This window comes from Pseudomonas sp. AC112 (genome assembly GCF_979253545.1).
In genome coordinates this window covers 3,293,749-3,309,967 of record NZ_CEEDCM010000001.1, presented here as the reverse complement: position 1 = coordinate 3,309,967, position 16,219 = coordinate 3,293,749, and the positions used below count along the sequence as shown (strand labels likewise).

Here is a 16,219-nt window from a genome sequence, read left to right as displayed (position 1 = left end):
CCGGAAAAACCGGCAGTCAGGCAATTAACGAGCGTCGACGATCAATTGGTCGAACTTTTTCAGCGCATTACGCAAGCCAAGGCTTTCCAACGGGCGGTCGGCATAGACCATCTCGGCCATTTCCAGGATGCCCGACGCATTGGGCAGCGGCAGGTCCTGTTCGAGGATCTGCTTCATGCGCACCAGGAATATCCATTGCAGCCACTGGTGAAAATCCAGGGTGTCCACCGAAAACGGCTCGACACTGCTGAGCGCCTCGACGCTGGGGGACACATCGTCCCACCAGCCCTGCACGCGCAACTCTCGCTCAATCAGCAATAACTGTTCGGCAATGGCGGGAAAACGTGCATCCATCAGAGGCTGACCTTGGCTTTCTGACGTGCCTGGGCAGCACCGGCAGCATCACCTTGTGCGGCACGCGCGTCGCCAATCAGCGCCCACAAGCTGGCTTGCAGGTCGGGACGACCGCTGGCCAGGGTCAAGCCACGACGAGCGAACTGCTCGGCCTGGGGCGCATCACCCTGGGCCATGCGTACCTGGGCCAAGCGATACAACACTTGCGGCTCGCGCGGAGCAACACGCTGGGCACGTTCGAGACTCGACGATGCACCGTTCAGATCACCACCCGCCTGTTGTTGCTGGGCAGTGGTCAACAGGGCCAGCACCGGCCCGTCCAATTGCTCGTCAGCCGACAGGCCGCCGCCGCTGGAGGACGAGGGAATGCCACTCGGCGTCGATGGCATGTTGTAGGTGCCCTGGGTGACCGGTGCCGTCTGAATCGGCGTGGTATCGATCGGGGCAGAGTTGCTCGGCCCCGGGGTCCACGGCTCGGCGCTGATTGGCGCCGATGTGGCCGCACCACCGCCAGGCACCATCACCACCACGCCCGAATCCTGCGGCATGGCTTGTGGCTTGGCTTGGGCGGGACGATTGGTCACGGTCTGGCGGAAACCGCCATTGGCCGAGATCCTGTCGTTATTGGACACGGCTGTGCTCGAGTCCACCACGGGAATGGAGCCGCGCTGCACACTGGCGCAACCATTGAGCAAAGCCAGAGCTGTAATAGCTGGAATCCACCACTTGTTCACTTGAAACCCTCTTTGCTTAATTCATCCAGCCCTTGACCCAATCCATCACCGATTCCGCGTCAGCAGGGGCACTGCCACCGCATGCGGCGCCGGGTGGCGGTTCGCTGCCGCGAATATACGGCATCTGCACCGCGCCCGGACAGTTGGCATCAGAGCCCTGCCCGGTGTGCGGATCAATCCACGCCTGGACGATGTTATCCGGCTGCGGCATGTTCAACGGCAGCGGGTCGGCCTTGCGCATGAAGCTGGTCCAGACCTGCAGCGCACCGGTGGCACCGGTGAACGGCGTCTTGCCGTTATCGTCGCGCCCCAGCCACACCACCGCCAGCACATCCTGGCCGAAACCTGCAAACCAGCTGTCACGCGAATCGTTACTGGTACCGGTCTTGCCCGCCAATGTCAGGTTCGCCGGCAGCACGCTGTAGACCGAACGCCCGGTACCTTCACGCATCACGCGCTGCATGGCGTTCTGGATCAGGTAGATGGAGCCGGCGTCAAAACGCTGCTGAATCTGGAACGGGTAGCGCTTGAGCGGCTCGCCCTCGGCGGTCAATACGCTGCGGATCCCGCGCATGGGAGTATTGAAACCACCGTTGGCGAGGGTCTGGTACATGGTCGCGACTTCCATCGGCGTCATCGCGCCAGCGCCCAGCAGGATCGACGGGAAAGCTGGGAATTCACGATTGACACCCAGCCGCGCGATCGTCTTGAGGACGTTCGGCACGCCCACTTCAAGCCCCAGCCGCGACGTGGAGATATTGTAGGAATGCGCAATCCCCTGATACAGGAACACCGTACCGTGGGAGCGACGATCGAAGTTCTGCGGCGTCCACACCTGGCCATCGGCACCTTTGACTGACAGAGGGTCATCCGACAGCCAACTGGTGAGCGTGTATTTGCTCGGCTTTTCCAGCGCGGTCAAGTAAACCGCGGGCTTGACCAGCGAACCAATCGGCCGCACTGCGTCCAGCGCACGGTTGAACCCGGCAAAACTGGCTTGTCGACTGCCAATCATGGCTTGCACTTCACCGGTCTCCGGGTTGGTCACGACCATGGCCGCTTCCACTTCATCGGAACCCTTACGGCCTGTCAGGCGCTTGAAGGTGTCATTGACCGACGCTTCGGCTTTCATCTGCAGGATCGGGTCGAAACTGGTGAAGATTCGCAGGCCTTCTTCGGTCAAGTCTTCGTCGCGGTAGTCTTCACGCAATTGGCGCTTGACCAGGTCGATGAAGCCTGGGAACGAGCTGTCCGCCAGCTTGCCACGGGTGGTAACCCCCAACGGCATCTTCTTCGCGGCAGCCACTTGCTCGGCCGTCGCAACACCCTGCTGCTCAAGTACATCCAGCACCAGGTTGCGGCGTTCCAGTGCACGCTCTGGATTGCGGCGCGGGTTGTAGTAGGAAGGCCCCTTGACCATGCCCACCAGCAACGCGACCTGATGCAGCTTCAGTTCGGACAGTGGCTGACCAAAGAAGAACTGGCTGGCCAAGCCGAAACCATGCACCGCGCGCTGGCCATCCTGGCCGACGAAGACCTCGTTGAGGTAAGCCTCAAGGATTTCCTGCTTGCTGTAGTGCAGTTCCAGCAGCATCGCCATCATCGCTTCGGTGAGCTTGCGGGTCAGGCTGCGCTCGTTGGTCAGGTAGAAGTTCTTGACCAATTGTTGCGTCAGCGTACTGCCGCCCTGGGTCATCTTGCCACCGGAGGTGTTCACCCAGACCGCGCGGGCAATCGACTTCGGCGAAACGCCCCAGTGATGGTAGAAATCACGGTCTTCAACGGCAACCAGGGTTTCCAGCAGGTACGGTGGCACCTGATCCAGTTTGATCAGGATGCGATCTTCAAGGTTTTTCGGGTAAATGCCACCGATCATCAGTGGTTCAAGGCGCACCACAGGCAGCTTCGAACCATTGAGGGACGACAACTCGGCGACGTAATCGCCAGAAAAGCGCACGCGCACCGGCTGGGCTTTTTCCAGGCCTTCATAGAACTGGAAGCCGCGGGTATTCAGGTCGACCGTGTTACCGCTGACGGCGGCCGCACCCGGGCCGTTGCTCACGGGTTCGCGGCGATAGCCCAAGGCGTCGAGCTCGGTAAGGAAGTCATCCTTGCTGAGCTTCTGGCCGGTGAACAATTCAAGCGGGCGCGCGTACACCTTGGCCGGAATGGTCCAGCGCTTGCCGGAGAACTTCTCCTGCACCACGGCGTCGAGGTACACCGCAAAGCCGGCGAGCACCACGAGGCCTACCAGGCCTAGCTTGAGCGCCCAGCCCAGCCAGGGGCGCAGGCCACGGGAAGGAGGTTTTTTACGGGAACGGGGAGATCGGGTTCGAGTCATGGCGGCGGATTATACGCACTTTATTGATGATCAACATGAGCCGGACAGCGGTTTGCACGACCGGCTGCAACCGCCATAATGCCCGCCATGTTTTCCCACCGACTCCGAAGGATCGCCCGTGAGCCAGTCCCTGATCGCCGCCCTGCAAAATCCGGCTTTATACCCCCATCCGGTTGAAGCGTTCCAAGTCATCGAAACCCATATTTCCTGGGTCGTGCTGACGGGCCCCTACGCTTATAAATTGAAGAAACCGATGAACTTCGGTTTTCTGGATTTCACCGACCTGGAAAAACGCGGTCACTTCTGCAATGAAGAGCTGCGCCTCAACCAGCGCTTGACCGAAGATTTGTATCTTGAAGTGTTGCCAATCACCGGCACTGCCGAGGCCCCGCAGTTGGGTGGCGACGGCCCGGTCATCGAATACGCGCTGAAAATGCGCCAGTTCCCGCAGAGCCAACTGCTCAGCACGTTGCAGGCCAACGGTGAACTGACCAGCGCCCACATCGATGAAATGGCCAAGCAGATCGCGCAGTTCCACCTCGCTGCGCCCAAAGTCCCACAGGACCACCCCGCCGGTACGCCAGACGAAGTGATGGCTCCGGTGCGCCAGAACTTCGACCAGATTCGTCCGTTCCTCAGCGACAAGGCCGACCTGGCGCAACTGGACGCTCTGCAGGCCTGGGCCGAAAGCAGCTTCGAGCGCCTCAAGCCGCTGTTCTCGCAGCGCAAGCAGGAAGGCTTCACCCGTGAATGCCACGGTGATATTCACCTGGGTAATGCCACCTTGATCGATGGCCACGTGGTGATCTTCGACTGCATCGAATTCAACGAGCCTTTCCGCTTCACCGATGTGTACGCCGATACCGGTTTCCTGGCCATGGACCTTGAAGACCGTGGTCTCAAATCCCTGGCGCGCCGCTTTATCAGCCAGTACCTGGAATTGACGGGCGACTATCAAGGCCTGGAAGTACTGAACTTCTATAAGGCCTATCGCGCCCTGGTACGCGCCAAGATCGCGCTGTTCAGCATGCCGAGCGAAGCCAGCCCGGTGCAACGCGCCACCACCCTGCGCCAGTACCGCAACTACGCCAACCTGGCGGAAAGCTACAGCACCATTCCGTCGCGCTTCCTGGCGATTACCCACGGGGTGTCGGCCGTGGGCAAAAGCCACGTGGCCATGCGCCTGGTAGAAGCCTTGGGCGCCGTGCGCCTGCGCTCGGACGTGGAGCGCAAGCGTCTGTTCGGTGAGCAACAGGTGGATAACACACCACAGGCCGGTATCTACGCAGCCGACGCCAGCGCAGCGACCTACGCGCGCCTGAATGAAATCGCCGACACCGTATTGCGCGCCGGTTACCCGGTTGTGCTGGATGCGACTTTCCTGAAACGCGAACAACGCGACGCAGCCGCCAAGGTTGCCGAAGCCACCGGCGCGCCGTTCCTGATCCTGGATTGCAACGCCCCACAAGCCGTTATTGCCAGTTGGCTGGCACAACGTCAGGCGGACAAAAACGATCCTTCCGACGCCACGCTGAGTGTTATTGAACAACAGCAAGCCAATCGCGACCCGCTGACCGCCGAGGAACTGCTCCTCAGCAAGCGCGTCGAAACCAATGAAAGCGGAACCCTCGATGCATTGGTGGCGCATATTCGCCAGCGCTTGCCAGGCCTGTAAGAAAAATTTCTTGGTCGTGTCGCCTACTTAGGGCGCACGACCGAGCAATAGTGGCACTATAATGGCGTCATAAATCCAACAGGAGTCGCCGTCATGAGTCAGCCCAAGCTTCTTGATACTCCGCTCTACTCGCTCCTGCACAAAGACGATATCCGAGGCTTCAATCAGGAACGCCCTAAAGACGGCGTCATCGACATGCGCGGTGGCGACTTCCGTGGATTGGACCTGCGCGAGCTGAACGCCACCGGCGTGGATTTTACCGACGCCTATTTTCGTTCCGCCGATTTGCGCGGCCTGGATTTGCGTGACTGCCCGCTGGAAGGTGCAAGCCTGGCCCATGCGCAGATTTCCGGGACCTACTTCCCGCCAGAACTGACCGCCGACGAAATCCTCATGTCGGTCAATTTCGGCACTCGCCTGCGCTACCGCACTCGCTGACCCCCTCTGCAACAGCCCCGGTTTCGCGTAAGCGAACCGGGGACATCCCGCCTGCCTGATCTGCCCATCCTTATATGTCTTTAGGCCGATTCCGACTAAAGAACTACGCTTTTCCTACTGAGCGCTACACTCCTGTTCAGGCTTGCCTGGTCACGATACCCACCGCACCATTCGGCCGTCGCAAGGAGGCTTGATGAACGATGAGCTGCAACACCTGAAAAACCTTGGCAAGACGTCAGCACAGTGGCTGCATGCGGTGGGCATTCACAGTGCGTCCGACTTGCGTCGCCTGGGTGCCGTCGATGCGTACAGAGCTGTGCGCACTCGCGGGTTTCGCGCCTCTAAAGTGCTGCTATATGCCATCGAAGGGGCGTTGATGGATGTGCACTGGAACGATATCCCGGCCGAGCGCAAGGAGGCGCTGAACCGACAATTGGACGCGATATCGACGCGTCAGAAAAATTAGATCGCCCACAAAACCCAGCATTCACAGGCATTACGAACACCCGTTTGAGAAAACGCGGAGATCATGAAAAACAAATGTTGACTCTCAAATGAGAATCGTTATGATTATCACAACTGGTCGCGAGATCAGCCGATAACTGAAAGACCATTGGTTCGGACTCTCAGATTATCTCCTCATCAGGCTAATCACGGTTATTTGACCCGGCTCTTGCCGGGTCTTTTTTTGCCTATGGAAAAGCTGTCTAGAGAAAAACCGATTTCAGCGCGCGATGATCAGCGGATGCCCGCGCTCCGGGTGGGGTTGTACAAGCACATCCAGGCCAAACACAGCCTTCAGCGGCTCAGGCTGCAGGACTTGCGCCGGCGTATCCAGCGCGCGGGGGCGCCCCGCCTCCAGCAGCAAGATACGATCACAGTAACGCGCAGCCAGGTTCAGGTCGTGAAGGATCACCAGCACCGCTGCGCCGCGATCGGCAAAGGTACGAATGGCCCGCAGGGTTGTGTGCTGATGCAAGGGGTCCAGCATCGAGGTGGGCTCATCCAGCAACAATGTTTGCCCCACTTCGCCCGGCCATAACTGCGCAAGTACCCGCGCCAAATGCACCCGCTGTCGCTCGCCACCGGACAAGGCCAGGTAGCTGCGACCGCTCAGGTGGCTGACATCTGCCGCCTGCAGGGCCGCCTCGATAATCTCGTCATCACGCGCCTGCCCAGTCTGGTGGGGCAAGCGTCCCATGCCGACAACCTCTTCTACACGGAAAGCGAAGTCCAGCGTCGAGCTCTGCGGCAATACCGCCAGGCGCTGCGCCCGCTGCGCCCCACTCCACTCACTCAACGGGCGCTGATCCAGCCACACATTGCCGTGGTCGGGTGGCAACTCACCGCACAATGCCCCCAGCAACGTACTCTTGCCCGCACCATTGGGGCCCAGCACTCCGAGCACTTGGCCTGGCAGTAGATCAAGCGTGACCGCTGCCAACACTGTCTTTCGGCCGCGACTGATCTGCAAGTCTTCCACACGCAGCATCAGGCACGCCCCCTCAGTAACAGGTAAAGAAAAAACGGCGCGCCGATAAACGCCGTGACGATACCGATTGGCAATTCGGCCGGTGCCAAGGCGAGGCGCGCAACCAGATCGGCAAACAACAGCAGGCTCGCACCTGCCAGGACCGACGCTGGTAACAGCACGCGATGATCAGGCCCCGCCAGCAAACGCACCAGGTGCGGAACCACCAGCCCAACGAAACCGATCATGCCCGCGGCGGCCACTGCGGCGCCTACACCGAGTGCCGTGCAGAGGACCAACTCGCGCTTGAGCCCTTCCACGTCGATACCGAGGTGATTGGCCTCTGACTCGCCGAGCAGCAACGCATTCAGCGCTTTGGCCCGGCGCGGCAACCACAGCGCCACGCCAGCACTCACGAGCAGCAGGGGCCATAACCGCGAATAGCTGGCGCCGTTGAGGCTGCCCAGGTTCCAAAATGTCAGGGTACGCAAGGTGGCGTCGTCGGCGAGGTAGGTAAACAAGCCCACTGCCGAACTGGCAAGGGCTGTCAGGGCGATGCCGGCGAGCAACATGGTCGCGACGTTGGTCTGGCCGTTGCGTCGGCCCAGTCGATAGACCAGCGCAGTCACCCCCAGGCCGCCGAGGAATGCGCACAGTGACAAAAGATATGGCCCGAACGCATCCGGCAAACCACCGAAAACCGAACCACCGACAATCGCCACCGCCGCCCCTAGCGCGGCACCGCTGGACACCCCGACCAACCCGGGGTCAGCCAAAGGGTTGCGGAACAACCCCTGCATTGCCACGCCCGACAGAGCCAACACACCACCGACGGCCAACCCCAGCAACGTACGGGGCAAACGGATCTGCCCCAGGATCAACTCGGCTTGCTCCAGCCCTTGGGCTTCGATCGGCATGCCCAGCAACCGCAACGCCGCCTTGAGCGTATCCAGCAAAGGCAGGCTGACCGGCCCCAACGCCAGCGAGAGCCAAATAGCCAATACACACAGCAGCGCCAACCCAATAAACAGCGTCTTCGGTTTAACCAGAGTGGTCATGGGGCAGGCTTGGCCTGGGACGGATAAAAGCCGGCAGACAGGTCCGCGAGACGTTGCGGCAGGCGCGGTCCAAGCCCGCCGACCAGCAGGGTGGGATCGACCTCAAACACTCGTCCGCTCTTGGCTGCCGGCGTGGACGCCAAAATCGGGTTTTCCTTGAACAGTGCGGTCCGCGCCGCATCACCGGTCAGCGCACGATCGGCAAACACCAGCACATCCGGGCTCAACCCTGCCAACGACTCCACCGAAAACGGCTTGTAGCCAGTGTGGGTCGCCAGGTTGCGCCCGCCAGCCTGTTGCAACATCCAGTCAGCCGCCGTGTCTTTGCCCGCGATCAGTGGCTTGCCGCCTGCATGGCCGAGCAACAGCAACACGCCTGGCGCCTTTTGCGTGGACTGGGCCTTGGTCACCCAGCGTTTCTGCTGGTCCAGCGCCTGCTCATATCCAGTAAACAATTCGTTGGCCTTGGCTTCATTACCCAGCAACTTGCCCAAATGCAGAAGGTTGCCTTTCAACGTCGGCAGGTCCGGCTGCGCCGAGAACATTTCCACCTGCACACCCGCGTTGCGAATCTGCGCCAGCACCGGCGGCGGGCCCATTTCCTCAGTACCGACCAGTACCTGCGGGCGCAGACTCAGAATGCCCTCCGCCGATAACTGCCGCTGATAGCCAATGCTCGGCAACGCCTTGAGTGACGCCGGGTGTTGACTGGTGGTATCCACGCCCACCAACTTCGACTCACCGCCCAGGGCCGTCACCCATTCCGACAGCGCCCCACCGGCACTCACCCAGCGTTGTGGCAGTTCAGAGGCTTGAGCCCCATGGTTGACCAGCAGTCCGACAACAAGCGCGATAGCGCTGGCACTCAGGCGCATAACAGGGTTTCCTTCCAAGGGCAGGGCCGCTCAAGCACTCATCGATGTGACAGGAAACGCCCGCCTGGCATCGTATAAAGCGCCCGGTCAGCTAACGGGCGAAGCCGGCATTTGATAATTGTTTGCATTTGAACGTCAAGGCACTTAAAGGATTGAAATGAAGTTTCTCTGCCACTCCGACGACCTCGCACCCAACTGCAGCCTCGGTTTTGATATCGACGGTTGCAAGCTGTTGGCCGTGCGCCGGGACGGCGTTGCCTACTTCTACATCAACCGCTGCCCCCATCGCGGCATCCCACTGGAATGGCAACCCGACCGGTTTCTCGACGCCAGCGCCAGCCTGATCCAGTGCGCCACCCACGGCGCGCTGTTCCTGATCGAGAGCGGCGAGTGTATTGCCGGCCCCTGCGCCGGCCAAAGCCTCACCGCCCTGCCCGGCCGCGAAGACGCCCAGGGCCTGTGGGTCGACCTCTAGTCGATCAACACGTCCAACCGCCGGTCCACACAGATTTCTTCGGCTGTCACCCGCACGCCATACGCCAGCACTTCCACTCCCGCCGCCTTGGCTTCGCGCAGGGCAGCAGCATAGCCGGCATCGATTTCCACCGCCGGGCGCACGGCGTCAATCCCGGAGAGATTGACGCAGTACAACTGCACCGCACGCACGCCCTCCCGCGCCAGATGGGCCAGTTCGCGCAAATGCTTGGCACCGCGCTGGGTCACTGCGTCGGGAAAAGCTGCAACCGAAGAACCATCAAACCCCAGGGTCACACTTTTAACCTCGACGTAGGCCGCGCCGTCGGGATAGTCCAGGCGAAAGTCGATGCGGCTTTTCTCCTGACCGTAAGGCACTTCACGCTTCAACGCGGTAAAGCCGTTGAGTTCAGTGATGACCCCAGCCAGCAACGCCTCCTCGACCAACTGATTGGCACGCGCCGTGTTCACGCACGCCAAGCGGCCGTGAGGCGTCTCGGCAATTTCCCAGGTGCCGGGCAACTTGCGCTTGGGGTCATTGGAGCGACTGAACCACACCTGCCCGCCTTCGACCATGCAATTGAGCATCGAGCCGGTGTTGGGGCAGTGAATGGTGAGGAACTCGCCGGTAACGGTTTCGATATCGGTAAGAAAACGCTTGTAGCGACGAATCAACCGCGCTTCTTCGAGGGGAGGATTAAAGCGCATCAGCCTTGCCAGCTCCGCAAGCCACGGGCGATTCGCTCTACCGCCTCCTGTAGCCGATCGAGGTTTTGGGTGTAGGCGAAGCGCACATGATGGCCCGCTTGATAGCGACCGAAATCCAGGCCAGGGGTAAAGGCCACATGCTCGGTTTCGAGGAAATGCCGGCAGAATGCGAAGGCATCACCGCCAAACGCGCTGATATCAGCGTACAAATAGAACGCCCCTTCCGGCTCGACGGCAATGCCAAACCCCAGTTCGCGCAAGGCGGGCAGCAAGAAGTCGCGGCGACGTCCGAATTCGGCGCGGCGCTCTTCCAGAATGCTCAGTGTCTGCGGGGTAAAACAAGCCAGGGCCGCGTGCTGGGCCATGCTTGGCGCACTGATGTAGAGGTTTTGCGCCAGTTTCTCCAACTCCCCCACTGCGGCCGGGGGGGCGACCAGCCAACCCAGGCGCCAGCCCGTCATGCCGAAATACTTCGAAAAACTATTCAGCACGAACGCCTCGTCGTCGACTTCCAGCACGCTGGCCGCGTCCGTGCCGTAGGTGAGGCCATGGTAAATCTCGTCCACCACCAGGTGGCCATTGCGTGCCTTGATGGCGGCAGAGAGCCCGGCCAATTCGTCACGGGTGAGGATCGTCCCGGTCGGGTTGGCCGGGGAGGCCACCAACGCGCCGACGCTGTCCTGATCCCAGTGCTTTGCCACTAGGTCGGCAGTCAACTGGTAACGCACATCTGGACCGACCGGCACCAGCTGGGCTGCGCCCTCCACCAGGCGCAGGAAGTGACGATTGCACGGGTAGCCGGGGTCGGCGAGCAGCCAATGCTTGCCTGGGTCCACCAACAGGCTGCTGGCCAGCAGCAATGCGCCAGAACCACCGGGTGTGATCAAAATGCGCTCGGGGTCGACGTTAAGACCGTAGCGCTGCTGATAGAAACCGCTGATAGCTTCGCGCAGTTCCGGCAGGCCACGGGCCGCAGTGTAGCGCGTCTTGCCGTTGGCCAACGCTGCCTGGCCGGCCTGGATGATGGGCTCGGCGGTGGTGAAATCCGGCTCGCCGATTTCCAGGTGGATCACATCATGGCCGGCGGCCTGCAGCTCATTGGCCCGCGCCAGCAATGCCATGACATGAAAAGGTTCGATGGCGCGACTGCGCGCACTGTAGGGCTGAGCCATTAGCCTTCCTTAACGGTGAGGACAAAATCTGGATTCTACCGAACCCGCGCCGTAAAACATGCTCTATTGCCTGCCCGGCGGCATGTGCCGGCCGGGCAAGCGCCGGCAAAACGACTAAAATCAACATTCGAGGCACCACATACCCAGCAACGACGGGCTGATGCAGTTTGCAACCCCATTGCCGTGGGCCTCGACAACCGGGAGTGGCGCACCCCGAATCTATCTGGTAAGTTCGCCCGCTTGCAGCCGCAGGGCCGGCAGGTGTCGGTGACGTTGCAATCCTGCGCAATGGATTAGAAGAGTGAGAGGCGGTCTATTCATGTCCACCCAAGCAAAGCAACAGCAGACTCAAGGCCTCAACGGCTTCGAACCTTACGTAGAAAAGAAAGGTGAGGAGTACATGGGCGAGCCCATGCGCGAGCACTTCACCAAAATCCTGAACAAGTGGAAACAGGACTTGATGCAGGAGGTCGACCGTACGGTTGACCATATGAAGGACGAAGCAGCCAACTTCCCTGACCCGGCCGACCGTGCGAGCCAGGAAGAAGAGTTCGCCCTTGAACTGCGCGCCCGTGATCGCGAGCGCAAGTTGATCAAGAAGATCGACAAGACGCTGCAGCTGATCAAGGACGAAGAATACGGCTGGTGCGAATCCTGCGGCGTCGAGATTGGTATTCGTCGCCTGGAAGCCCGCCCAACCGCGGACCTCTGCGTAGACTGCAAGACCTTGGCCGAAATCAAGGAAAAACAGGTCGGCAAGTAATCCAGCCGAGCTGAACGAATGGGGCGTGCAAACGCCCCATTTTTGTTTCTGGCGTTTACCGAATTTCCAGTAGTATCCGGCCCATGACAGCCTCTACCTATATCGGGCGTTTCGCCCCCACACCCAGCGGCCATTTGCATTTTGGCTCCCTGGTCGCCGCCCTCGCCTCCTACCTCGACGCCCGCGCCAACCAAGGCCGCTGGCTGATGCGCATGGAAGACCTCGACCCGCCCCGTGAAGAACCCGGCGCCCAGACGGCGATCCTGCATGCCCTGGAAAGCTATGGCTTCGAGTGGGACGGTGAACTCGTCCGACAAAGCGAGCGGCATGAAGCCTACGCCAAAGTGCTTAACGACCTGTTCAACCACGGCCTGGCCTACGCCTGCACCTGCTCGCGCAAACAGCTGGAGCCCTACAACGGCATCTACCCGGGCCTATGCCGCAATGCTGGCCACGACCAGCAAGACGCCGCCATCCGCTTGCGCGTGCCTGAGCTTGAGTACCACTTTACCGACCGTGTACAGGGCGAATTCCGACAGCACCTGGGCCGCGATGTAGGCGATTTCGTCATCCGTCGCCGTGACGGCCTCTACGCCTATCAACTGGCCGTCGTGCTCGACGATGCGTGGCAAGGTGTGACCGATATCGTGCGCGGTGCCGACCTGCTGGACTCGACGCCACGCCAGCTCTACCTGCAAGAACTGCTCGGCCTGCGCCAACCGCGCTACCTGCACGTGCCGCTGATCATCCAGCCGGACGGCAATAAACTGGGCAAATCCTACCGCTCCCCGCCGTTGACACCCGACCAGGCCACGCCTTTGCTATTGAGAGCCCTGCGCGCCCTCGGCCAGCAACCCGGTGACGAACTGTTGCACGCCAACCCACGGGAACTGCTGGATTGGGGCATCCGGCACTGGGATGCCACGCGGATACCGCGCACACTCACGCTGGCCGAAGCGCAATTGAGCTGAAGGCGCTTGCAGCTTGCCAAGCATCCATTACCATCGCCGCAGTTTTTCAATCAGAGGCCAACATGTACATCTATCGATTGGTCCTGCTGCTGGTCGTCGGGATCTACCTGTTTTCTCCCGCCATCATGGATTGGTGGATCGACGCCACGGGCGCCTGGTATCGCCCCTATCTGCTGTGGTTGATCCTGATCGTCGTGACTTTCATCCTGCAGAGCCAAAAAGATGCCGATGAGCTTTAGCCTCACCCAGATGCTGTTGATCAGCGCCGCCTACTTGGCCGCGTTGTTCGGAGTCGCCTGGATCAGTGAGCGCGGAATGATTCCGCGGGCGATCATTCGCCATCCGCTGACCTACACCTTGTCCCTGGGCGTGTACGCCAGCGCCTGGGCGTTCTATGGCACCGTGGGCCTGGCCTATCAGTACGGGTATGGCTTTCTGTCGAGCTACCTCGGCGTGTCTGGCGCGTTTCTGCTGGCGCCGGTGCTGCTGTACCCGATCCTGAAAATCACCCGTACCTACCAACTGTCTTCCCTCGCCGACCTGTTTGCCTTCCGCTTTCGCAGCACCTGGGCCGGCGCGCTGACCACTGTCTTCATGTTGATCGGCGTGTTGCCGTTGCTGGCCCTGCAAATCCAGGCCGTGGCCGACTCCATCAGCATCCTGACCCGCGAGCCGGTACAGCATCGGGTCGCCCTGGCCTTCTGCGCACTGATCACGTTGTTCACGATTTTCTTTGGCTCACGCCACATCGCCACCCGTGAAAAACACGAAGGCCTGGTGTTTGCGATTGCCTTTGAGTCGGTGATCAAGCTGATCGCCATCGGTGGCGTCGGCCTTTATGCGCTGTACGGCGTGTTCGACGGTCCGCAACAGCTGGAACTGTGGCTGCTGCAAAACCAGACCGCCCTCGCCGCCCTGCACACCCCATTGCAGGAAGGCCCATGGCGCACACTGCTGCTGGTGTTCTTCGCCTCAGCGATTGTGATGCCGCACATGTACCACATGACCTTCACCGAGAACCTCAACCCGCGCTCGCTGGTCAGTGCGAGCTGGGGCTTGCCGTTGTTCCTGTTGCTGATGAGCCTGGCAGTGCCGCTCATCCTGTGGGCAGGCTTGAAACTGGGCGCCACCACCAACCCCGAATACTTCACCCTCGGCATCGGTATTGCTGCGAATAGCCCGGCCTTGGCGCTGCTGGCGTATGTAGGCGGGTTGTCGGCGGCCAGCGGGCTGATCATCGTGACGACCCTGGCGCTGTCGGGCATGGCACTCAACCACCTGGTATTGCCGCTGTACCAGCCGCCGGCTGAAGGCAATATCTACCGCTGGCTGAAATGGACGCGCCGCGCGCTGATCGTCGCGATCATCATGGCCGGCTATGGGTTCTACCTGTTACTGGGCGCCGGGCAGGACTTGGCCAACCTGGGCATCGTTGCGTTTGTCGCCACCTTGCAGTTTCTCCCAGGCGTGCTGTCGGTACTGTACTGGCCGACCGCCAATCGCCGTGGCTTCATCGCCGGTTTGCTGGCCGGAATCCTGGTATGGATCGTGACTATGCTGTTGCCGCTGGTCGGCAATCTGCAAGGTTTCTACATCCCGTTGCTGAACATGATCTACGTGCTGGACGACACCAGTTGGCACATGGCGGCGATTGCGTCGTTGGCCGCCAACGTCTTGATGTTCACCCTGATCTCCCTGTTCACCAACGCCAGCCCGGAAGAAACCAGCGCCGCCGAAGCGTGCGCGGTGGATAACGTGCGCCGTCCGCAACGCCGCGAACTGCACGCGGCCTCGCCCCAGGAGTTCGCCACGCAACTGGCCAAACCTTTGGGCGCAAAGGCCGCGCAAAAGGAAGTCGAACAAGCGCTGCGCGACCTCTACCTGCCATTTGACGAGCGCCGCCCCTATGCGTTGCGGCGGCTGCGTGACCGCATCGAGGCCAACCTCTCCGGCTTGATGGGGCCGAGCGTGTCCCAGGACATGGTGGAAACCTTCCTGCCCTATAAGGCCGGCGGTGAAAACTATGTGACCGAAGACATCCACTTCATCGAAAGCCGGCTGGAGGATTACCACTCACGCCTTACCGGTCTCGCCGCCGAACTCGATGCCTTGCGCCGCTACCACCGCCAGACCCTGCAGGAATTGCCCATGGGCGTGTGCTCCCTGGCCAAGGACCAGGAGATCCTGATGTGGAACAAGGCCATGGAAGAACTCACCGGTATCGCGGCACAACGGGTGGTCGGTTCACGCCTCAATACCCTGGGCGACCCGTGGAAAGAATTGCTGCAAGGCTTCATCAACCTGCCTGACGAGCACTTGCACAAGCAGCACCTGGCCCTCGACGGCCAGACCCGTTGGCTCAACCTGCACAAAGCCGCCATCGACGAACCCCTGGCGCCCGGTAACAGCGGCCTGGTGTTGCTGGTGGAAGACCTGACCGAAACCCAGATGCTCGAAGACAAGCTGGTGCATTCCGAGCGGTTGGCCAGCATTGGCCGACTGGCGGCGGGTGTGGCCCATGAAATCGGCAACCCGATCACCGGTATCGCCTGCCTGGCGCAGAACCTGCGGGAAGAGCGCGAAGAAGACGGCGAGATCACCGAGATCAGCGGGCAGATCCTCGAACAGACCAAGCGCGTTTCACGCATCGTGCAGTCGCTGATGAGCTTTGCCCACGCCGGCGCCCATCAGAACCAGGACGAAGCCGTGTGCCTGGCCGAAGTGGCGCAGGATGCCATTGGGCTGCTGGCCTTGAACCGGCGCAATTTCGAAGTACAGTTCTTCAACTTGTGCGACCCCGACCATTGGGTCGACGGCGACTCACAACGCCTGGCCCAAGTGCTGATCAACCTTCTGTCCAACGCCCGTGACGCAACCCCTGCCGGCGGTGCTGTACGCGTCAAGACCGAGGCTTTCGAACATACGGTCGATCTGATCGTCGAAGATGAAGGTAGCGGTATTCCACAGAACATCATGGACCGATTGTTCGAACCCTTCTTCACCACCAAGGACCCAGGTGAAGGTACCGGTCTGGGCCTTGCACTGGTCTATTCCATCGTTGAAGAGCATTATGGACAAATCACCATCGACAGCCCGGCTGACACCGAAAGCCAACGCGGCACCCGTATTCGGGTGACCTTGCCGCGTCATGTCGAAGCGACGTCCGCTGTGAACTGAGACCGTCG

General features: G+C 60.9%; 16 protein-coding genes. 8 read left to right on the top strand and 8 right to left on the bottom strand.

Annotation, left to right across the window (positions count from 1 at the left end; translation table 11 throughout):
- Positions 1–24: 24 nt before the first annotated feature.
- From AC0IYN_RS15260 to mrcB, 3 genes are read right to left on the bottom strand one after another with little or no spacing between them, the layout of a single operon-like run.
- On the bottom strand, positions 25–354 hold the full coding sequence (locus tag AC0IYN_RS15260; RefSeq protein ID WP_078050194.1) for a YqcC family protein: 330 nt from the start codon (positions 352–354) through the stop codon (positions 25–27).
- Positions 354–1,088, bottom strand: coding sequence for a tetratricopeptide repeat protein (locus AC0IYN_RS15255; protein WP_099490967.1), 735 nt, complete (start codon positions 1,086–1,088; stop codon positions 354–356). The genes AC0IYN_RS15260 and AC0IYN_RS15255 overlap by 1 nt, the downstream gene beginning before the upstream one ends.
- A gap of 16 nt (positions 1,089–1,104) precedes the next feature.
- Positions 1,105–3,429, bottom strand: a complete 2,325-nt coding sequence (gene mrcB, locus AC0IYN_RS15250) for a penicillin-binding protein 1B (protein WP_078050196.1) — start codon at positions 3,427–3,429, stop codon at positions 1,105–1,107.
- Between the two features lie 118 nt (positions 3,430–3,547).
- Here mrcB and AC0IYN_RS15245 point away from each other — a divergent pair, with 118 nt between their 5' ends.
- The 3 genes from AC0IYN_RS15245 to AC0IYN_RS15235 all read left to right on the top strand — a co-directional run bounded on the left by AC0IYN_RS15245 (position 3,548) and on the right by AC0IYN_RS15235 (position 6,008).
- Positions 3,548–5,104, top strand: a complete 1,557-nt coding sequence (locus AC0IYN_RS15245) for a bifunctional aminoglycoside phosphotransferase/ATP-binding protein (RefSeq protein ID WP_406597551.1) — start codon at positions 3,548–3,550, stop codon at positions 5,102–5,104.
- Positions 5,105–5,197: 93 nt separating this feature from the next.
- On the top strand, positions 5,198–5,542 hold the full coding sequence (locus tag AC0IYN_RS15240) for a pentapeptide repeat-containing protein (protein ID WP_406597552.1): 345 nt from the start codon (positions 5,198–5,200) through the stop codon (positions 5,540–5,542).
- 193 nt (positions 5,543–5,735) lie between these two features.
- Positions 5,736–6,008: a TfoX/Sxy family protein gene (locus tag AC0IYN_RS15235; protein ID WP_071490018.1), complete on the top strand. Its 273-nt coding sequence runs from the start codon at positions 5,736–5,738 to the stop codon at positions 6,006–6,008.
- Positions 6,009–6,266: 258 nt separating this feature from the next.
- Here AC0IYN_RS15235 and AC0IYN_RS15230 read toward each other — a convergent pair whose 3' ends face one another.
- The 3 genes from AC0IYN_RS15230 to AC0IYN_RS15220 are packed head-to-tail and all read right to left on the bottom strand — an operon-like array spanning position 6,267 to position 8,946.
- Positions 6,267–7,034, bottom strand: a complete 768-nt coding sequence (locus AC0IYN_RS15230; RefSeq protein WP_471842123.1) for a heme ABC transporter ATP-binding protein — start codon at positions 7,032–7,034, stop codon at positions 6,267–6,269.
- Positions 7,034–8,071, bottom strand: coding sequence for a FecCD family ABC transporter permease (locus AC0IYN_RS15225; protein ID WP_406597554.1), 1,038 nt, complete (start codon positions 8,069–8,071; stop codon positions 7,034–7,036). The genes AC0IYN_RS15230 and AC0IYN_RS15225 overlap by 1 nt, the downstream gene beginning before the upstream one ends.
- Positions 8,068–8,946, bottom strand: a complete 879-nt coding sequence (locus AC0IYN_RS15220) for a heme/hemin ABC transporter substrate-binding protein (RefSeq protein ID WP_457239935.1) — start codon at positions 8,944–8,946, stop codon at positions 8,068–8,070. The genes AC0IYN_RS15225 and AC0IYN_RS15220 overlap by 4 nt, the downstream gene beginning before the upstream one ends.
- Positions 8,947–9,103: 157 nt before the next feature.
- Here AC0IYN_RS15220 and AC0IYN_RS15215 point away from each other — a divergent pair, with 157 nt between their 5' ends.
- Positions 9,104–9,421 (top strand): Rieske (2Fe-2S) protein, encoded by a 318-nt coding sequence (locus tag AC0IYN_RS15215; RefSeq protein WP_368982820.1) that lies wholly within the window; start codon positions 9,104–9,106, stop codon positions 9,419–9,421.
- Here the strand turns inward: AC0IYN_RS15215 and sfsA are convergent.
- Together sfsA and AC0IYN_RS15205 are read right to left on the bottom strand one after the other, a co-directional pair.
- On the bottom strand, positions 9,418–10,128 hold the full coding sequence (sfsA, locus tag AC0IYN_RS15210; protein WP_471842119.1) for a DNA/RNA nuclease SfsA: 711 nt from the start codon (positions 10,126–10,128) through the stop codon (positions 9,418–9,420). The two genes, AC0IYN_RS15215 and sfsA, sit on opposite strands and share 4 nt — an antisense overlap.
- Positions 10,128–11,300 carry a pyridoxal phosphate-dependent aminotransferase gene (locus AC0IYN_RS15205; protein WP_457239934.1) on the bottom strand — a complete coding sequence of 391 codons (1,173 nt, stop codon included), beginning with the start codon at positions 11,298–11,300 and terminating at the stop codon, positions 10,128–10,130. The genes sfsA and AC0IYN_RS15205 overlap by 1 nt, the downstream gene beginning before the upstream one ends.
- 319 nt (positions 11,301–11,619) lie before the next feature.
- Between AC0IYN_RS15205 and dksA the strand changes: the two genes are divergently transcribed.
- The 4 genes from dksA to AC0IYN_RS15185 all read left to right on the top strand — a co-directional run bounded on the left by dksA (position 11,620) and on the right by AC0IYN_RS15185 (position 16,211).
- On the top strand, positions 11,620–12,063 hold the full coding sequence (dksA, locus tag AC0IYN_RS15200; protein WP_025857127.1) for an RNA polymerase-binding protein DksA: 444 nt from the start codon (positions 11,620–11,622) through the stop codon (positions 12,061–12,063).
- An 83-nt stretch (positions 12,064–12,146) separates the two neighbouring features.
- Positions 12,147–13,034, top strand: coding sequence for a tRNA glutamyl-Q(34) synthetase GluQRS (gene gluQRS / locus AC0IYN_RS15195; RefSeq protein WP_406597557.1), 888 nt, complete (start codon positions 12,147–12,149; stop codon positions 13,032–13,034).
- Between the two features lie 62 nt (positions 13,035–13,096).
- Complete coding sequence (locus tag AC0IYN_RS15190) at positions 13,097–13,273, top strand: hypothetical protein (protein WP_003176118.1); 177 nt, start codon at positions 13,097–13,099, stop codon at positions 13,271–13,273.
- Positions 13,257–16,211: a sensor histidine kinase gene (locus AC0IYN_RS15185; RefSeq protein WP_177409493.1), complete on the top strand. Its 2,955-nt coding sequence runs from the start codon at positions 13,257–13,259 to the stop codon at positions 16,209–16,211. Before AC0IYN_RS15190 ends, AC0IYN_RS15185 begins: the two co-directional genes overlap by 17 nt.
- Positions 16,212–16,219 lie beyond the last annotated feature (8 nt).